This is a genomic window from Actinacidiphila sp. bgisy167 (genome assembly GCF_057707665.1).
Map to the genome: position 1 here is coordinate 105,604 of NZ_JBYIQP010000001.1, position 15,527 is coordinate 121,130.

The 15,527-nt window shown below is 71.9% G+C and carries 13 protein-coding genes; 4 read left to right on the plus strand and 9 right to left on the minus strand.

The features are described 5' to 3' along the window. The first annotated feature begins 32 nt into the window (after positions 1-32). Both AC3ET4_RS00590 and rarD read left to right on the plus strand, forming a co-directional pair. The gene (locus AC3ET4_RS00590) at positions 33-890 is read left to right on the plus strand and encodes an SDR family oxidoreductase (RefSeq protein ID WP_431944586.1); all 858 of its coding nucleotides are present in this window, start codon (positions 33-35) and stop codon (positions 888-890) included. A 306-nt stretch (positions 891-1,196) separates the two neighbouring features. Then, positions 1,197-2,141, plus strand: a complete 945-nt coding sequence (rarD, locus tag AC3ET4_RS00595; RefSeq protein WP_431944588.1) for an EamA family transporter RarD — start codon at positions 1,197-1,199, stop codon at positions 2,139-2,141. A gap of 71 nt (positions 2,142-2,212) precedes the next feature. Here the strand turns inward: rarD and AC3ET4_RS00600 are convergent, their stop codons facing one another. Further along, the gene (locus tag AC3ET4_RS00600) at positions 2,213-2,818 is read right to left on the minus strand and encodes a CGNR zinc finger domain-containing protein (protein WP_431944590.1); all 606 of its coding nucleotides are present in this window, start codon (positions 2,816-2,818) and stop codon (positions 2,213-2,215) included. 140 nt (positions 2,819-2,958) lie between these two features. On the opposite strand from AC3ET4_RS00600, the gene AC3ET4_RS00605 reads away from it, so the two are divergent. Next, on the plus strand, positions 2,959-3,408 hold the full coding sequence (locus AC3ET4_RS00605) for a VOC family protein (protein WP_431944592.1): 450 nt from the start codon (positions 2,959-2,961) through the stop codon (positions 3,406-3,408). A gap of 70 nt (positions 3,409-3,478) precedes the next feature. After that, on the plus strand, positions 3,479-4,060 hold the full coding sequence (locus tag AC3ET4_RS00610) for a flavodoxin family protein (RefSeq protein ID WP_431944594.1): 582 nt from the start codon (positions 3,479-3,481) through the stop codon (positions 4,058-4,060). A 9-nt stretch (positions 4,061-4,069) separates the two neighbouring features. Here AC3ET4_RS00610 and AC3ET4_RS00615 read toward each other — a convergent pair whose 3' ends face one another. From AC3ET4_RS00615 to nuoL, 8 genes are all read right to left on the minus strand, one after another. Beyond that, positions 4,070-4,930 (minus strand): ABC transporter permease, encoded by an 861-nt coding sequence (locus AC3ET4_RS00615; protein ID WP_431944596.1) that lies wholly within the window; start codon positions 4,928-4,930, stop codon positions 4,070-4,072. After that, a complete protein-coding gene (locus AC3ET4_RS00620; protein WP_431944598.1) occupies positions 4,917-5,882 on the minus strand; it encodes an ABC transporter ATP-binding protein in 966 nt (321 codons plus the stop codon). The genes AC3ET4_RS00615 and AC3ET4_RS00620 overlap by 14 nt, the downstream gene beginning before the upstream one ends. Before the next feature lie 40 nt (positions 5,883-5,922). Beyond that, entirely contained in the window at positions 5,923-7,191 is a 1,269-nt protein-coding gene (locus AC3ET4_RS00625; RefSeq protein WP_431944600.1) for a LolA family protein, read from the minus strand. A 279-nt stretch (positions 7,192-7,470) separates the two neighbouring features. Continuing rightward, entirely contained in the window at positions 7,471-8,457 is a 987-nt protein-coding gene (locus AC3ET4_RS00630) for a polyprenyl synthetase family protein (protein WP_431944786.1), read from the minus strand. A 1,076-nt stretch (positions 8,458-9,533) separates the two neighbouring features. Beyond that, entirely contained in the window at positions 9,534-9,935 is a 402-nt protein-coding gene (locus tag AC3ET4_RS00635; protein ID WP_431944787.1) for a hypothetical protein, read from the minus strand. Positions 9,936-10,375: 440 nt separating this feature from the next. Beyond that, complete coding sequence (nuoN, locus tag AC3ET4_RS00640) at positions 10,376-12,028, minus strand: NADH-quinone oxidoreductase subunit NuoN (RefSeq protein WP_431944602.1); 1,653 nt, start codon at positions 12,026-12,028, stop codon at positions 10,376-10,378. Continuing rightward, the gene (locus AC3ET4_RS00645) at positions 12,025-13,620 is read right to left on the minus strand and encodes an NADH-quinone oxidoreductase subunit M (RefSeq protein ID WP_431944604.1); all 1,596 of its coding nucleotides are present in this window, start codon (positions 13,618-13,620) and stop codon (positions 12,025-12,027) included. The genes nuoN and AC3ET4_RS00645 overlap by 4 nt, the downstream gene beginning before the upstream one ends. Continuing rightward, positions 13,620-15,518 (minus strand): NADH-quinone oxidoreductase subunit L, encoded by a 1,899-nt coding sequence (gene nuoL / locus AC3ET4_RS00650; protein WP_431944606.1) that lies wholly within the window; start codon positions 15,516-15,518, stop codon positions 13,620-13,622. Before nuoL ends, AC3ET4_RS00645 begins: the two co-directional genes overlap by 1 nt. Positions 15,519-15,527: the final 9 nt, after the last annotated feature.

Here is a 15,527-nt window from a genome sequence, read left to right on the forward strand (position 1 = left end):
GAACGGGGACAACAGGAACGGGAGAACCCCTCATGAGCTTCGTCGTCACCGGAGCAACCGGACAGCTGGGCCGCCTCGTCGTGGACCGGCTGCTGGCCGACGCTCCGGCCGAGCAGGTCGTGGCCGTCGTGCGCGACGCGGACAAGGCCGCGGACCTCGCCGCCCGGGGCGTGGAGCTGCGGGTGGCCGACTACAACGCCCCCGAGACGCTCAAGGATGCCTTCCGCGAGGGCGACGTCGTCCTGCTGATCTCCGGCAGCGAGGTCGGCCGGCGCGTCGCGCAGCACAGCGCCGTGATCGAGGCCGCCAAGGAGGCGGGGGTCGCACGGCTCGCGTACACCAGCGTCCTCGGCGGGCCGGCCGCCGACTTCCGGCTCGCCGCCGAGCACCAGGCCACCGAGCAGGTCCTGCTGGACTCCGGGTTGACCTACACGCTGCTGCGCAACGGCTGGTACACCGAGAACTACACCGCGCAGATCCCCGTCCAGCTGGAGCACGGCGTCGCGGGCAGCGCGGGCAGCGGCCGCATCGGCTCCGCCACCCGCAGGGACTACGCGGACGCCGCCGCGGCGGTGCTGACCGGCGAGGGCCACGAGAACGCCGTCTACGAGCTCAGCGGGGACCATGCCTGGACGATGGCCGAGTACGCCGCCGAACTGGCCCGCCAGTCCGGTCGGCCGGTGGCCTACGCCGATCTGTCCGCCGACGCTTTCCTGGAAGTCCTGACCGGCGCCGGCCTGCCGGAGCCGGTGGCCGCGATCTACGTCGACGTGGACGTGGCCGGCGTGTCCCGCGGCCTCCTCGAGGGCGGCAGCGGCGACCTGGCCCGGCTGATCGGCCGTCCCACCACCCCGCTCGCGGACTCGATCGCGGCAGCGCTCAAGGGCTGAGCCAGGCCGCTCCGGACGGCCTCGGAGACCTCACCTCAGGCGGCCTCAGGCGACCTCGGACATCCCCGGACGCCCCCGGCGGGGCCCCGCGGGCGGACGCCCTCCGCCCGCGGGGCCCGTTCCCACCTGCGTCCCGCGCGTCCCGTCCGGCCCGCGTCCGGACCGTCTTCGGACCGTCTCGCGGCGCCGTCCAGGTGCGCTGCGTGCCCACGGCAAAGGTGTCATGACCGTCATGCGATACGCAGATGACGGCAGCAGGCCCGGCGCGCTACCTTCGAGCGGTCGCCAGCGCCCCGGGAGGAACGAGTGAGCGAGCAGCGTGCCGGCCTGCTGTACGGATTCGCCGCCTACGGGCTCTGGGGGCTCTTCCCCCTCTACTGGCCGCTGCTCGAACCGTCCGGCGCGGGCGAGATCCTCGCCCACCGCATGGTCTGGTCGCTGGCCGTCGTCTCTCTCGTGCTGCTGGCGATGCGCCGCTGGGCGTGGGTCCCCCGACTGCTCCGGCAGCCCCGGCGGCTCGCGATGCTGGCCGTGGCCGCGGCCGTCATATCCGTGAACTGGGGCCTGTACATCTGGGGCGTCAACAGCGGCCACGTCGTCGAGACCTCGCTGGGCTACTTCATCAACCCGCTCGTCACGATCGCCCTCGGCGTCCTCGTCCTGCACGAGCGGCTGCGGCCCGCCCAGTGGGCGGCCGTGGGCGTCGGCGCCGCCGCCGTCCTGGTGCTGACTCTGGGATACGGGCGGCTGCCCTGGATCGCGCTGACCCTGGCCTGCTCCTTCGCCACGTACGGCTTCATCAAGAAGAAGGTCGGCATGGGCGGCCTGGAGTCGCTGGCGGCGGAGCCGGCGATCCAGTTCCTGCCGGCGCTCGGCTACCTGCTCTTCCTCGGCGCCCGCGGGCAGACCACCTTCACCTCGCACGGAGCCGGTCACGCCGCCCTGCTCGCCGCCTGCGGCGTCGTCACCGCGGTGCCGCTGATCTGCTTCGGCGCGGCGGCCATCCGCATCCCGCTGAGCCTGCTGGGGTTGCTGCAGTACCTCGCGCCGGTGTTCCAGTTCGGCCTCGGACTGCTCTGGTTCCACGAGGAGATGCCGGCCGAGCGCTGGGCCGGCTTCGCCCTCGTCTGGCTCGCCCTGGCACTCCTGACCTGGGACGCGCTGCGCACCGCCCGGCGCGGGCGGGTCGCAGTACGCGACGCCGCCGTGGTTCCCGACGGTGCGGCGCCGCGCGGGGCCGTCACCGGCTGAGCCGTGGCGTAGGCGCACCGGCGCCGGCCTACGGGCCGCTCGGCGCCTCGTGCGCCTACACGCCCGTGCGCCTACGCCTCGTGCGCCTCCCTGCGGGAGCGATGGGCGCGGACCTTGTGGCGGTTGCCGCAGTGCTCCATCGCGCACCAGCGGCGCCGGCCGGGGCGCGAGGTGTCCACGAAGACCAGCCGGCAGTCGTGGGCGGAGCACTCACGGACGCGGCCGCCGTACGGGCCGGAGAAGAGCTCCACCGCGTCCCGGGCGACAGCCGCCAGGACCTGGGTGCCGGTGACCGGGGTGCGCCAGGAGCGGCCCCCGTCGACGGTCAGACGCAGCGCGGGAGGGCGCCAGGCGGCCGCCTCGTTGAGGACGACGAGGTCCGGCGCGGGGAACGGTTCCCCGTGGACGCGGGCGACGGCGATGCGCCAGAGCGCGTCGCGCAGATAGCGGGCCGTGGCCACGTCCTCAGGGGAGACCGCGAGACCGTCGCGGTCGGGGCGCAGTCGGCACGCCGCCGCCCAGCGGGCCAGGTCGGCGGGCTCGCGGAGGGCCTCGCGGCGGGCGTTGCCGCCCGGGCCGCCGGTGGGCAGCAGCTCCAGGCCGAGCGCGCCGGGATCGAAGCGGTAGGTGACTCCTTCGGATGAATGGACGACCAGACCGATTGCGGGTTCCGCCATGTAACCAATATAACCAGTTACAGACCGGGCCGGACGCCGGAGGCGACGCGAACGGCGGAACGCGGAACGCCCATCGCGAGCAGGAAACGCAAACGCGCTCGCCAAGGCGCACTCAGGGGACGCGAACGAGGGGGCACGACATGGCAGTTCACTGGAAACTCGTGATCGACGCGGAGGATCCGCACCGGCAAGCCGCCTTCTGGGCGGAAGCCCTGGAGTACACGCTCGAGGACCACAGCGTGCTGATCGAGAAGCTGCTGGGGTTCGGCGCCGTCACGGAGGATCTCCTGACCGAGGCCGCCGGCCGGAGGGCCTGGCGGGACCTGGCCGGCGTGCGCCACCCCGATGACCCGTATGACGAGGAGAAGGGCTCGGGCCTCGGGCGGCGCATCCTGTTCCAGCGAGTGCCCGAGGCCAAGACGGCGAAGAACCGGCTGCACATCGACCTCCACCCGGGCACCGGACGGCTGGAGGCGGAAGTGGCCCGGCTGGAGGGGCTGGGCGCGAAGGTGCTGCGGCGGATAGCGGAGCCCTCCGGCACATGGGTCACCATGGCCGACCCGGAGGGAAACGAGTTCGACGTCGCATGATCCTCGGCTCCGGCACTCGCCTTGACGGCGAAAGGCGACCGATGAAAACATCTCCATGCATGCGCAAATAATGCATACGCAAGGAGATGACGGGGTGTCGGACTCTGAGCGGTCGTTCCTGTTCCTCGTGGGAAGCAACCGCGCCGATGGCAACACCGAGACGCTGGCGCGGCGCGCGGCCGAGCAGCTTCCGCCCGCGGTGGACCGGCGCTGGTTGCGGCTCAGGGACCTGCCGCTGCCGCTCTTCGAGGACCTCCGGCTCGAGGAGGAGGGACACCGTCCCGCGCCGTCGGGGCATGCCGCGACGCTTCTGAAGGCCACCTTGGCGGTCACCGACATCGTCGTGGTCTCCCCGCTGCACTGGTACAGCGTCTCGACCGCCGTCAAGGTCTACCTGGACCACTGGTCGGGCTGGATGCGAGTGCCGGGACTGGACTTCCTGGAGCGGATGCGCGGCAAGACCCTGTGGGCGGTGACCGTGCACAGCAGCCAGGACCCGGCCACGGCGGCCCCGCTGGTGGGCACGCTGCGCCACACGGCCGACTACGCGGGGATGCGCTGGGGCGGGGCTCTGCTGGGCCACGGCGGCGAGCCGGGCGACATCCTCCGCGACACGGCCGCGCTGAGCCGGGCGAAGACCTTCTTCAGCTGACCGGCGAGGTCAGCACGTCACGTCACGGGTGGTGAAGCGGGCCCAGGCCGCGGAGCCGAACACGGCGACGTAGAGCGCCTGGAGCTGGAGGTTGCCCCGTATCCCGTCCCAGTAGACGGGCTCGCGGACGAGGTCGGCGAAGCTCAGCCAGTGGTGCAGGAAGAGGTACGGCTGCACGGCGCCCAGTTGGGGGATGGTGTCGACGATCTGCACGGTGATCAGCAGGCCCACGGTGGTGGCCATGGCGGCGATACCGCTGTCGGTGAGCGTGGAGACGAAAAGGCCCAGCGCGGCGATGCCGGTGAGCGAGCCGGCCACGACCAGGGCGACCAGCAGGGCGCGCAGCAGCCCCTCGAAGAAGGGGACCGTCGTGCCCGACAGCAGGGTGACGTCACCGAGCGGGAAGAGCAGGGCGCCGGTCACCAGTGCCGACAAGGCGACCACGAGAGTGGCGATCAAGCAGAAGGCCAGGACGGAGGCGTACTTGGAGACCAGCAGACGGGTGCGCCCGGCCGGGGCCACCAGCAGATAGCGCAGGGTGCCCGCAGCCGCCTCGCCGGCCACGGCGTCCCCGGCCACGACACCGACCGCCATGGGGAGGAAGAAGGGCAGCGTCGCGGCGAGCGAGGCGAACACCAGGAAGAGACCGTTGTTGGTGATCAGCGCGACGAAGGCGGGGCCGCCGCCCGCCGGACCGCCGTCACCGGTCTCGATCCGCACGGCGACGCCGATGAGCACCGGTACCGCGGCCAGGACAGCGAGCAGGGCCAGGGTGCGCCAGCGGCGCAGCACGGTCAACAGCTCGCTGCGGAACAGCCCGAGCGAGCGGATCGGCCGCACCGACCCGGTCAGGGTGTCAGCCCGCGACATCAAAGCCCTCTCCGGTCAGCGCGACGAACGCGTCCTCCAGTGACGTCCGTTCGATGCCGAAGCCACGGACGCGGACGCCGGCGCCGACCAGCGCGGCGTTCAGCTCGGCGAGTTCAGGCAGGGCCGCCGGGTCCTGCGGCAGTTCTCCGGTGACCCGGTCGCCGTCGGCGGCGAGGCCCGTGACGCCCCGCTCCTTCAGGACGCGTACCGCCTCGGCCGGGTCGGGCGTGGTGACCACCAGGCGCCGGGCCGAGGACAGCGCCTCGACCGTGCCTTGGGTGATCAGCCTGCCGCGGGACATCACTGCGGCATGGGTGCAGACCTGTTCGACCTCGTCGAGGAGGTGGGAGGAGAGGAAGACCGTGGCGCCGTCCGCCGCCAGTTCCCGGACGAGCGAGCGGATCTCCCGCATGCCCTGGGGGTCCAGGCCGTTGGTGGGCTCGTCCAGCACGAGCAGCTCCCGGGGCCGCAGCAGGGCGGCCGCCAGGCCGAGCCGCTGCTTCATGCCGAGCGAGTACGCCCGTGCCTTCTTTCCCGCGGCGGCGGCCAGACCCACCCGCTCCAGGGCCGTGTCGACCCGTGCGGCACGGGTGCGGGGGCCCGCGGTGGGATCGGCCGCGTCGAGGCGCAGCAGGTTGGCGCGCCCCGAGAGGTAGCCGTAGAGGGCGGGCCCCTCGATCAGCGCGCCCACCCGCGGCAGGACGCTGCGTACCGCGCGCGGCATGGGCTCGCCGAGCACCTGAGCCGTGCCCGAGGTCGGGGCGATGAGCCCCATGAGCATGCGGATCGTCGTCGTCTTCCCGGAGCCGTTGGGTCCCAGGAACCCGAAGACGCTGCCGCGGGGGACGGCCAGGTCCAGCCCGTCGACGGCGAGCTGCCCGCCGCGGTACCTCTTGGCGAGTCCGCTCGTGAGGATCGCGTACTCACCGGTCCGGGCGGACGGCTCGCCCATCGGCGCTCCTTCGTTCGGTGACGGTGCCCTGCTCGACGCGCTACTTCGCGGCCGTGTCCGCGGCCTTGATCAGGGCCTCCTGGGTCACGGTGCCCACATAGACCGTGCCGCTGTCGGTGATCAGGGCGTTGACAAGCCGGGTGCTGATCACCGTGCCGGTGCCGAAGTCGCCCTCGACCGCCTTGCCGAAGGTGTCGAGCATCCCCGTTCCCCCGAAGGCGGGGCCCTTGTCCCCACCCCCGGACGTGTCGCCGTTGAGCGCCTCTCGCGGCAGCTTCAGCTCGGCGACCGAGTCCCAGCCCTTGCCGAGGACGTCCAGATCGCGCAGACCCTCCAGGGCACCGTGCTCCCCGGGCCCCTCCCGCCCGCCGCGGGACTCCCCGGCCTTCCTCTCCGCCTTCTCGCCGGCCTTCTCCGTCGTCACCTTCGCGCCCTTGGGCGGGGTGAAGTCGAAGGTCGAGGCGGCGGGCCGGGAGAAGTCGACCCTGGTGAAGGCGATGTCCACGATGGCCTTGCCGCCGTCCCTCGGGGCGAGGGTGAACCGCAGCGGCACACCGGTGCCGGCGTCGACACCGATCCGGATCGCGCCGACGGTGGAGTCGGTGGCCTTGGGCCTGACCACCAGCTGGTAGGCGTCCCGGCCGGCGATGCGCGCGGTCCCGTCCACCGCCACCGTGGACGTGCCTCGCGCCGCCTCGAGGATCTTCCTCGCGGCTTCCTGCGGGGTGGCCGGCCAGCCCTCGGGCAGCTCGCGCCCGTCCCCGGCCCTGTCCTTGCCCGGCGCCTCCTTCGGAAGGCCGGTCAGGTGGTAGGCCTGGTTGCTGCCGCTGTCGTAGGCCCAGACCTCGTCGCCGTCGTGGATGAGGCTGTACTCCGCGGCGTCCCGGACGATCGACACCTTCTGCCGCTCCGGGCCGTCGGCCGCCACCCGCAGGGTATGGGAGCCGGCCAGCAGCTGGGGCAGCTGCTCCTCGGGGTCGGCGGAGGACTCCCCGCGCTCGCCCGCGCCGCCACCCCCGCCGAAGGGTCCGGCGCCGCCCATGGCGCCGGTCAGCACGGCCGGCAGACCGAGGTCCGTGCTGACGCGGACCGATCCGGAGATCGTCTGTGTGTCCGAGGCCACGACCTCGGCGATCAGCTCTTCGGGCGTGATCCCGGGCAGATCGGGGCTGCCCGCGTTCGCGAGCGCCGGTACGAGCCCGATGGTCGCCGCGGCGACTCCCACCGCCGCCACCGGGACCGCGTACCGTATCGCCTTGGCCCGGTGCCGGGGCTCCCGGCTGTCGTCCATGGGCTGGATGGATGCCATTGCGTCCCTGCCTCCGTGGTCAACGGCGGGTTCCGTCGGCTCGCACTCGCCCGCCTCGGGCCATTGTCACCCGGTCCGCCGTGTGGTGGTGCCTCTTATCCCATCAGTCCGGGGCGGTGGACGCATCGCCCGCCGGGATCAATCCGGCCTACTCCTCGAGGATGACGGTCCCTGACAACGACTCAGGGCAGAAGGCGCACCCTGCGGCCCATGGCCGGTAGACCTCCGCGAGGGCCGCGAGGGGCCGTGTGGACGGCGGGGAGGCCGCCCCCGGGAACCTCAGCCCGCGCGGTGCACCACGGCGTCGCAGAGGCCCTCCAGGGCCTGCCTGGCGGCGCAGTCGGGCAGCGGCGCGAGCAGCGCCCGCGCCTCGTCCGCGTAGCGCACGGTGTCGCGCCGGGCCTGCTCCAGAGCGGGGTGGACGCGCAGCAGTCCCAGCGCCTCGGCGTGCCGCAGGTCGTCCGTCAGATCGCCGTCCAACAGCTCGCACAGCCGCAGGTCGTCCGCCGACGCGAAGCCGCCCGCCCTGGCCACGGCCGAACGCAGGTGCAGGACCGGCAGGGTCGCCACGCCCTCGCGCAGGTCCGTGCCCGGGGTCTTGCCGGACTCGTGCGAGTCACTGGCGATGTCGAGCACGTCGTCGGCGAGCTGGAACGCCGTGCCGATCCGCTCCCCGTACTGGGTGAGGACGTCGACGACGCTCTCGTCGGCGCCGGACATCATCGCGCCGAAGCGGCAGGCCACGGCGATCAGCGAGCTCGTCTTTCCGGCGATGACTTCCAGGTAGTGCTCGATCGGGTCGCGACCGTCGCGCGGGCCGACCGTCTCGAGGATCTGCCCGGTCACCAGCCGCTCGAAGGCCTCGGCCTGGATGCGTACGGCCTCCGGCCCGAGGTCGGCCAGTATGTGCGAGGCCTTGGAGAACAGGAAGTCGCCGGTCAGCACGGCCACCGAGTTGTCCCAGCGGGCGTTGGCGCTCGGCACGCCGCGGCGCACGTCGGCCTCGTCCATGACGTCGTCGTGGTACAGCGTCGCCAGGTGCGTCAGTTCCACCACCACGGCCGACGGCACGATGCCGGGCGCGTGCGGGTCGCCGAACTGGGCGGCCAGCAGCACCAGCAGCGGACGGAACCGCTTCCCGCCCGCGTGCACGAGGTGTCGGGCCGCCTCGGTGATGAACCGTACGTCGCTCTTGGTGGCCTCCAAGAGGCCTTCCTCGACAGCGGACAGCCCGGCCCGCACACCGGACTCGAGATCCTCGTCCATGACGCTCAGCCCGAAGGGCCCGACGACGGTCGTCACCTGGGATTCTCCTGTCGCTGAGATCGCTTCTGCGGCTTGCGGCGTGGCGCTGTACTACACCGGCAGAGTAACCGGTCGCCTCTCGATCACTGAGAGGGCATGGCTCCCTAGGCCCACTACAACCGGTTTTGCCCGTGTATGCTCCTGGCCTTTCCCGGCCCGGCGCTCGGCCGCGGCGCCCGCCACCGCCGCCGAACTCCCTTGGCGGGGCACCCCGCAGAGGCCTCGCCGGGCGCTACCGCTGTGTTCCGGGTTCCCCGAGCGCCACCCGCCATGCCGCCCCAGGCGTACGGTCCGCGGAGCGCACGCCTGGGGCGGCACGGCCCCGCCGCGGTGCCGGGCTTTCGCGTGAACCGCCGCGCGGCCCTTGCCGACCCGACCGGACCGGACCTAACCGCCTCCGAGACCCCCTGACCGCCGCGCACACGGCACGGCGCCAGGACAGGCGCCGCCGGGGCAGGCCGTGGGCGGCCCCATGAGCGGCGCCTGCGGGGCCACGTGTGTGAGGTGTCGCGGTGCAGGAAGTGCCGCTGGGATCGATCTTGCTGAGCCTGAGCTGCTTCGCGGGGGACTTCAGGCTGCCGGGGCACGGTTCCGGCGCGCAGTTCGCGCAGGTTCGGGATGTGGGTGCAGGAGGCGCCGGGGAGACGCACAGTGGTTTGGCGGCCGGGGCCGCGCCGAGCGCGTCCGACTCGCCCAGCAGCGAGGGAAGGGGGCGCACAGCGTTGCAGCGCAGGGCCGGCTTATCCCGCATCGCGGCTTCGGCCGAGCCGTCGTCCTCAGTCCCGTCAGCACCTGCCCTACGCCGGCAGCCGGAGCTCGCAGTGGCTCTTCCCCGGCCGTCAGCGCGGACAGCCGATGAGTCCGGTCGGCCTCCAGGTTCATCTGCGTCACATCGGCGCCCCGCCGCAGCGCGGCAGGACCTCCGCCGTCCGGCAGCACGTCCTCCAGGCCCCGGCTCCCCTCATCGCGAAGGCGCTCGGTTGCCACGACAAGACAGCCATACGCCCCCGGCGACCACCGGCGACGAAGGGTGATATTTACGCTGGGTCCGCTGAGCCGCGTCTGTCCTCCACATGGACGACGTGAAGCTCGGTGCCGTCCCGGTGGCGCTTGGAACGTCCGAGCAGCCCGACAGCGAAATGCGACTGATCCTGAGGCTCATCGGGACCGACATAGGTGAGGACGTCGTTGTGATGCCCGGTGACGACCCATCCCTCGACGTCCTCGGGGTCGATCACCCCGAAGTCTCCTGCCGAGGATCCGGCATGCGCTGGGCCGAACTCCTTGAGGAGGTCGGTCGCCTGTTCCGCAAGCTCCCCTTCCGGAGCGGTCAGCACGACACAGGTGCCATGCTCGAACAGCACCCACGACTTGCGAGGGTCGGCGAGAAGCCGCTGCCAGACGTCTATGACCATCTCAGTGTTCACGCCCTTCATCATGCCGCAGGGCACCGGCACAGGGTGCCGATCCGCCTACGGTTGCGGCGAATACGCGACCCTTGAACATGCGGGACCACCGGTCTCACACCTGGGCCATCAGCCCGGCGCCCCGGCGGACAGTCCGCCCCCGCAGGGCGCGGCGGCGCTCCGCCGAAGGTGCGTCCGTGTCCGGGTGCCGGCCGGCCCGCCGGACGGGCCGGCGGGGTGGCGCGCGGCCACGACGGGGAGTTCGGGTTCCCGATGGGCGGTCGCACCGCCTGCCGGCATCCCGGCGCCGGGCGGAAGGGACCGCACGGTGACGCGGTGGGGCCCGACCGGCTTCGCCGTGCCGCCGCGCCCACCGTGCAGGCCGCGCGGTCCCGTCTCGGTGCGCTGCCGCGACCCACGCAGGCGCCCCGCGACCGGAGGCCGGTCGCGGGGCGCTCGGGCCGCGCGAGCAGTCAGCGGACGAAGACGCCCGCCTGGTTCGCGAGGTCCAGGAAGTACTGGGGCGCGACGCCCAGCACCAAGGTGACGGCCACACCCACCGCGATGGCCGTGGACGTCAGCGGCGAGGGCACGGCGACCGTGGGGCCGTCGGCCTTCGGCTCGCTGAAGAACATCAGCACGATGACCCGGATGTAGAAGAACGCCGCGATCGCGGACGAGATCACACCGACGATCACCAGCGGCACCGCGCCGCCCTGCGCGGCGGCGCTGAAGACCGCGAACTTCCCCGCGAATCCCGAAGTCAGCGGGATGCCGGCGAAGGCGAGCAGGAAGACCGCGAAGACCGCGGCCACCAGCGGGGAGCGCCGCCCCAGACCCACCCAGCGGGACAGGTGCGTGGCCTCCCCGCCGGCGTCGCGCACCAGCGTGACGACAGCGAAGGCGCCCAGCGTCACGAAGGAGTACGCCGCCAGGTAGAAGAGCACCGAGGAGACGCCCTCCGGCGTGGTCGCGATGACACCGGCCAGGATGAAGCCGGCGTGCGCGATCGAGGAGTACGCGAGCAGGCGCTTCACATCGGTCTGGGTGACCGCCACGATCGCGCCGGCCAGCATCGTGAGGATCGCGACGCCCCACATCACCGGCCGCCAGTCCCAGCGCAGTTCGGGCAGGACGACGTAGAGCAGCCGCAGCAGCGCCCCGAAGGCGGCGACCTTGGTGGCCGCGGCCATGAAGCCGGTGACCGGGGTCGGCGCGCCCTCGTAGACGTCCGGCGTCCACATGTGGAACGGCACGGCGCCCACCTTGAACAGCAGCCCCATCACGACCAGCGCGGCACCGATCAGCAGCAGCGCGTCGTTGCCCGCGGAGCCGGCGAGCGCCGGGGTGAGCGTGGCGGTGCCGTCGACGACCGAGGCGATGCCGGCGTAGGAGACGGTGCCCGCGTAGCCGTACAGCAGCGCGATGCCGAACAGCAGGAAGGCGGAGGAGAAGGCGCCCAGCAGGAAGTACTTGACCGCCGCCTCCTGCGACATCAGGCGGCGGCGCCGGGCGAGGGCGCACAGCAGGTAGAGCGGGAGGGAGAAGACCTCCAGGGCCACGAAGAGCGTCAGCAGGTCGTCGGCCGCCGGGAAGACGAGCATGCCGCCGATGGCGAACATCAGCAGCGGGAAGACCTCGGTGGTGGTGAAGCCGGCCTTGACGGCGTCCTTCTCCTGGTCGCTGCCGGGCACCGCGGAGCCCTGCGCGGCGAAGGAGTCGACCGGCCGGCCGTGCGCCCTGGGGTCGAGCCGGCGCTCGGCGAAGGTGAACAGCCCGACCAGGCCGACGAGCAGGATCGTGCCCTGCAGGAACAGGGCCGGGCCGTCGACGGCGACCGCGCCCATGGCGGCGATGTGCGCCTTCGTCGTGGCGTAGCCGCCCGCCGCGAGCGCCACGACCGCGGCGAAGGCGGCGGCCAGGCCGACGGCCGCGAGGCCGACCTGCCCGGCGTAGCGGAAGCGGCGCGGCAGGAACGCCTCGAGGAGGATGCCGAGAACGGCCACACCGAAGACGATCAGGATCGGTGCGAGCTGGGCGTACTCGATCTTCGGCGCCTCGATCTTGTCGGCGGCGAGCGGCGCCGCCGTTGTCCACAGGCTGTGGACAGCACCTGTGCTGCTCACTTGGAAGCCTCCAGCGCCGGCTTGGGGTCGGACTTGTGCACGTCGGAGAGCGTCTGCTGCACCGCCGGGTTGACGACGTCGGTCAGCGGCTTCGGGTACACGCCGAGCACGATCAGCAGCGCGATCAGCGGTGCCACGACGGCGAGTTCCCGGACCTTCAGGTCGGGCATCCCCTGTACCTCGGCCTTCACCGGGCCGGTCATCGTCCGCTGGTACAGGACGAGGACGTACAGCGCGGCGAGGACGATGCCGGTGGTGGCGACGATCCCGGCCACCGGGTAGCGGCTGAACGTCCCGACGAGGACGAGGAACTCGCTGACGAAGGGCGCGAGCCCCGGCAGCGACAGGGTGGCCAGACCGCCGATCAGGAAGGTGCCTGCCAGCACCGGGGCCACCTTCTGCACCCCGCCGTAGGAAGCGATGAGGCGGGAGCCGCGGCGGGAGATCAGGAAGCCCGCGACCAGCATCAGCGCGGCGGTGGAGATGCCGTGGTTGACCATGTACAGCGTCGCCCCGCCCTGGCCCTGGGAGGTCAGCGCGAAGATGCCCAGGATGATGAAGCCGAAGTGGGAGATCGACGCGTATGCGATCAGCCGCTTGATGTCGCGCTGGCCGACGGCGAGCAGCGCGCCGTAGATGATGCTGATCAGCGCCAGCACCAGGACCACCGGCGTCGCCCACGCGCTGGCCTCGGGGAAGAGCTGGAGGCAGAAGCGGAGCATCGCGAAGGTGCCGACCTTGTCGACGACCGCGGTGATGAGCACCGCGACCGGCGCCGTGGCCTCGCCCATGGCGTTGGGCAGCCAGGTGTGCAGCGGGAACAGCGGGGCCTTGACCGCGAACGCGAAGAAGAAGCCCAGGAACAGAGCGCGTTCGGCGGTGGTGGACATGTCGAGCTTGCCTGCCGCCCGGGCCTGCAGGATCTCCTGGAGGGAGAAGGTGCCCTGGCCGAGCTGGTCGGCGGTGACGGCGTAGAGCCCGATGACCGCGGCCAGCATGATGAGCCCGCCGGCCAGGTTGTAGAGCAGGAACTTCACCGCCGCGTAGGAGCGCTGACGGGCCGCCTCCTCCTCGCCGTGCTCGTGGGCACGGTCCCCGAAGCCGCCGATGAGGAAGTACATCGGGATGAGCATGGCCTCGAAGAAGATGTAGAAGAGGAAGACGTCCGTGGCCTCGAAGGAGATGATCACCATCGCCTCGACCAGCAGGATCAGCGCGAAGAAGCCCTGGGTGGGCCGCCAGCGGCGACCCGGGTTCTTCTCCTCCAGGGGATCGGCGTCGTGCCAGCCCGCCGCGATGACGAACGGGACGAGCAGCGCGGTCAGCCCGATGAGCGCGACGGCGATGCCGTCCACCCCGAGTTCGTAGCGGACACCGAAGTCGGCGATCCAGGCGTGGGACTCGGTGAGCTGGTAGCGGGCGCCGCCCGGGTCGAAGCGCACGAAGACGACGGCGGCCAGCACGAGCGTCGCCAGCGAGACGAGCAGCGCGAGCCACTTGGCGGCCCCGCGCCGCGCCGCCGGCACCGCGGCGGTGGCGATCGCGCCGAGCGCCGGCAGGCCGGCGGTCAGCGTGAGCAGGGGGAAGGACATCAGGCAACACCCCTCATCAGCAGCGTCGCGGCGACCAGCACCGCGGTGCCCGCCAGCATCGACACGGCGTAGCTGCGCACATAACCGTTCTGGAGCCGCCGCAGACGGCCGGAGAGGCCGCCGACGGCGGCCGCCGTGCCGTTGACGACGCCGTCCACACCCTTGTGGTCCAGGTAGACCAGACCGCGGGTGAGGTACTCGCCGGGCAGCACCAGGGCGACGTGGTTGAAGTCGTCCTGGAGCAGGTCGCGCCGGGCGGCACGGGTGAGCCAACTGGCCCGCGGGGCGACGGAGGGGACCGGGCGGCGGCCGTACATGGCCCAGGCCAGGGCCACACCGAGCACCATGACCGTCACCGTGGCGCCGGTGACCGCCGCGGCGCCCATCGGCGGGTGGCCCTCCTTGTATCCGGTGACCGGCTCCAGCCACTTCACGAAGGCCTCGTTCCAGCTGAACAGGAAGCCCGCGAAGACCGAGCCGAAGGCCAGCACGACCATGGGGATCGTCATCGACTTCGGCGACTCGTGCGGGTGCGGCTCGTGGCCGTCCGCGTCGGGCTGCCAGCGCTTCTCGCCGAAGAAGGTCATCAGCATCACGCGGGTCATGTAGAACGCGGTGATCGCCGCGCCCAGCAGGGCCGCGCCGCCGAGGATCCACCCCTCGGTGCCGCCCTTGGCGAAGGCGGCCTCGATGATCTTGTCCTTCGAGAAGAAGCCGGACAGGCCCGGGAAGCCGATGATCGCCAGGTAACCGAGTCCGAAGGTGGCGAAGGTGACCGGCATGTACTTCCGCAGGGCCCCGTACTTGCGCATGTCCACCTCGTCGTTCATGCCGTGCATGACCGATCCGGCGCCGAGGAAGAGCCCCGCCTTGAAGAAGCCGTGGGTGACCAGGTGCATGATCGCGAAGACGTAGCCGATCGGGCCGAGGCCCGCGGCCAGCACCATGTAGCCGATCTGCGACATCGTGGACCCGGCCAGGGCCTTCTTGATGTCGTCCTTGGCGCAACCGACGATCGCACCGAAGAGCAGCGTGACCGCTCCGACCGTCACCACCGCGATCTGGGCCGTGGGCGCGGCGTCGAAGATCACGCTGGAGCGGGTGATCAGGTAGACGCCGGCGGTCACCATCGTCGCCGCGTGGATCAGGGCCGAGACCGGGGTCGGGCCCTCCATCGCGTCGCCGAGCCAGGACTGCAGCGGAACCTGGGCCGACTTGCCGCAGGCGGCGAGCAGCAGCATCAGGCCGATGCCGGTCAGCACGCCCTCGCCCGCCCGGTCCACCTGGCCGAAGAGCGGCTCGAAGGCGAAGGTGCCGAAGGTGGTGAACATCAGCATGATCGCGATCGACAGGCCGACGTCGCCGACGCGGTTGACGATGAAGGCCTTCTTGGCCGCGGTGGCCGCGCTGGGCTTGTGCTGCCAGAAGCCGATCAGCAGGTACGAGGCGAGGCCCACGCCCTCCCAGCCGACGTACAGCAGCAGGTAGTTGTCGGCGAGGACGAGCAGGAGCATCGCCGCGAGGAAGAGGTTGAGGTAGCCGAAGAAGCGGCGGCGCCGCTCGTCGTGCTCCATGTAGCCGATCGAGTAGATGTGGATGAGCGTTCCCACACCGGTGATCAGCAGGACGAAGGTCATCGACAGCTGGTCGAGCTGGAAGGCCACGTCCGCCCGGAAGCCGCCGACGGAGATCCAGGGGAAGGCGGTCGAGTGCAGCGCGCGGTCCTCGCCGGCGCGGCCCAGCATGTCGAAGAAGAGCACCGCCGCGACGACGAAGGACGCCCCCGCGAGCGTGGTGCCGATCCAGTGGCCCGTGCGGTCCAGCCTCCGGCCGCAGCTGAGCAGCACGCCGGCGCCCAGCAGCGGCAGGAGGACGAGCCATCCGATCAAGTAGTCCACTGTCGCTAC

Coding starts and splice junctions, on each gene's coding strand:
- AC3ET4_RS00590 (WP_431944586.1), top strand. CDS start 33: ATGAGCTTCGTCGTCACCGGAGCAACCGGACAGCTGGGCCGCCTCGTC.
- AC3ET4_RS00635 (WP_431944787.1), bottom strand. CDS start 9,935: ATGATGAAGGGCGTGAACACTGAGATGGTCATAGACGTCTGGCAGCGG.
- AC3ET4_RS00630 (WP_431944786.1), bottom strand. CDS start 8,457: ATGGACGAGGATCTCGAGTCCGGTGTGCGGGCCGGGCTGTCCGCTGTC.
- AC3ET4_RS00620 (WP_431944598.1), bottom strand. CDS start 5,882: ATGGGCGAGCCGTCCGCCCGGACCGGTGAGTACGCGATCCTCACGAGC.
- AC3ET4_RS00600 (WP_431944590.1), bottom strand. CDS start 2,818: ATGGCGGAACCCGCAATCGGTCTGGTCGTCCATTCATCCGAAGGAGTC.
- AC3ET4_RS00645 (WP_431944604.1), bottom strand. CDS start 13,620: ATGTCCTTCCCCCTGCTCACGCTGACCGCCGGCCTGCCGGCGCTCGGC.
- AC3ET4_RS00615 (WP_431944596.1), bottom strand. CDS start 4,930: ATGTCGCGGGCTGACACCCTGACCGGGTCGGTGCGGCCGATCCGCTCG.
- AC3ET4_RS00610 (WP_431944594.1), top strand. CDS start 3,479: ATGCATACGCAAGGAGATGACGGGGTGTCGGACTCTGAGCGGTCGTTC.
- AC3ET4_RS00625 (WP_431944600.1), bottom strand. CDS start 7,191: ATGGCATCCATCCAGCCCATGGACGACAGCCGGGAGCCCCGGCACCGG.
- AC3ET4_RS00605 (WP_431944592.1), top strand. CDS start 2,959: ATGGCAGTTCACTGGAAACTCGTGATCGACGCGGAGGATCCGCACCGG.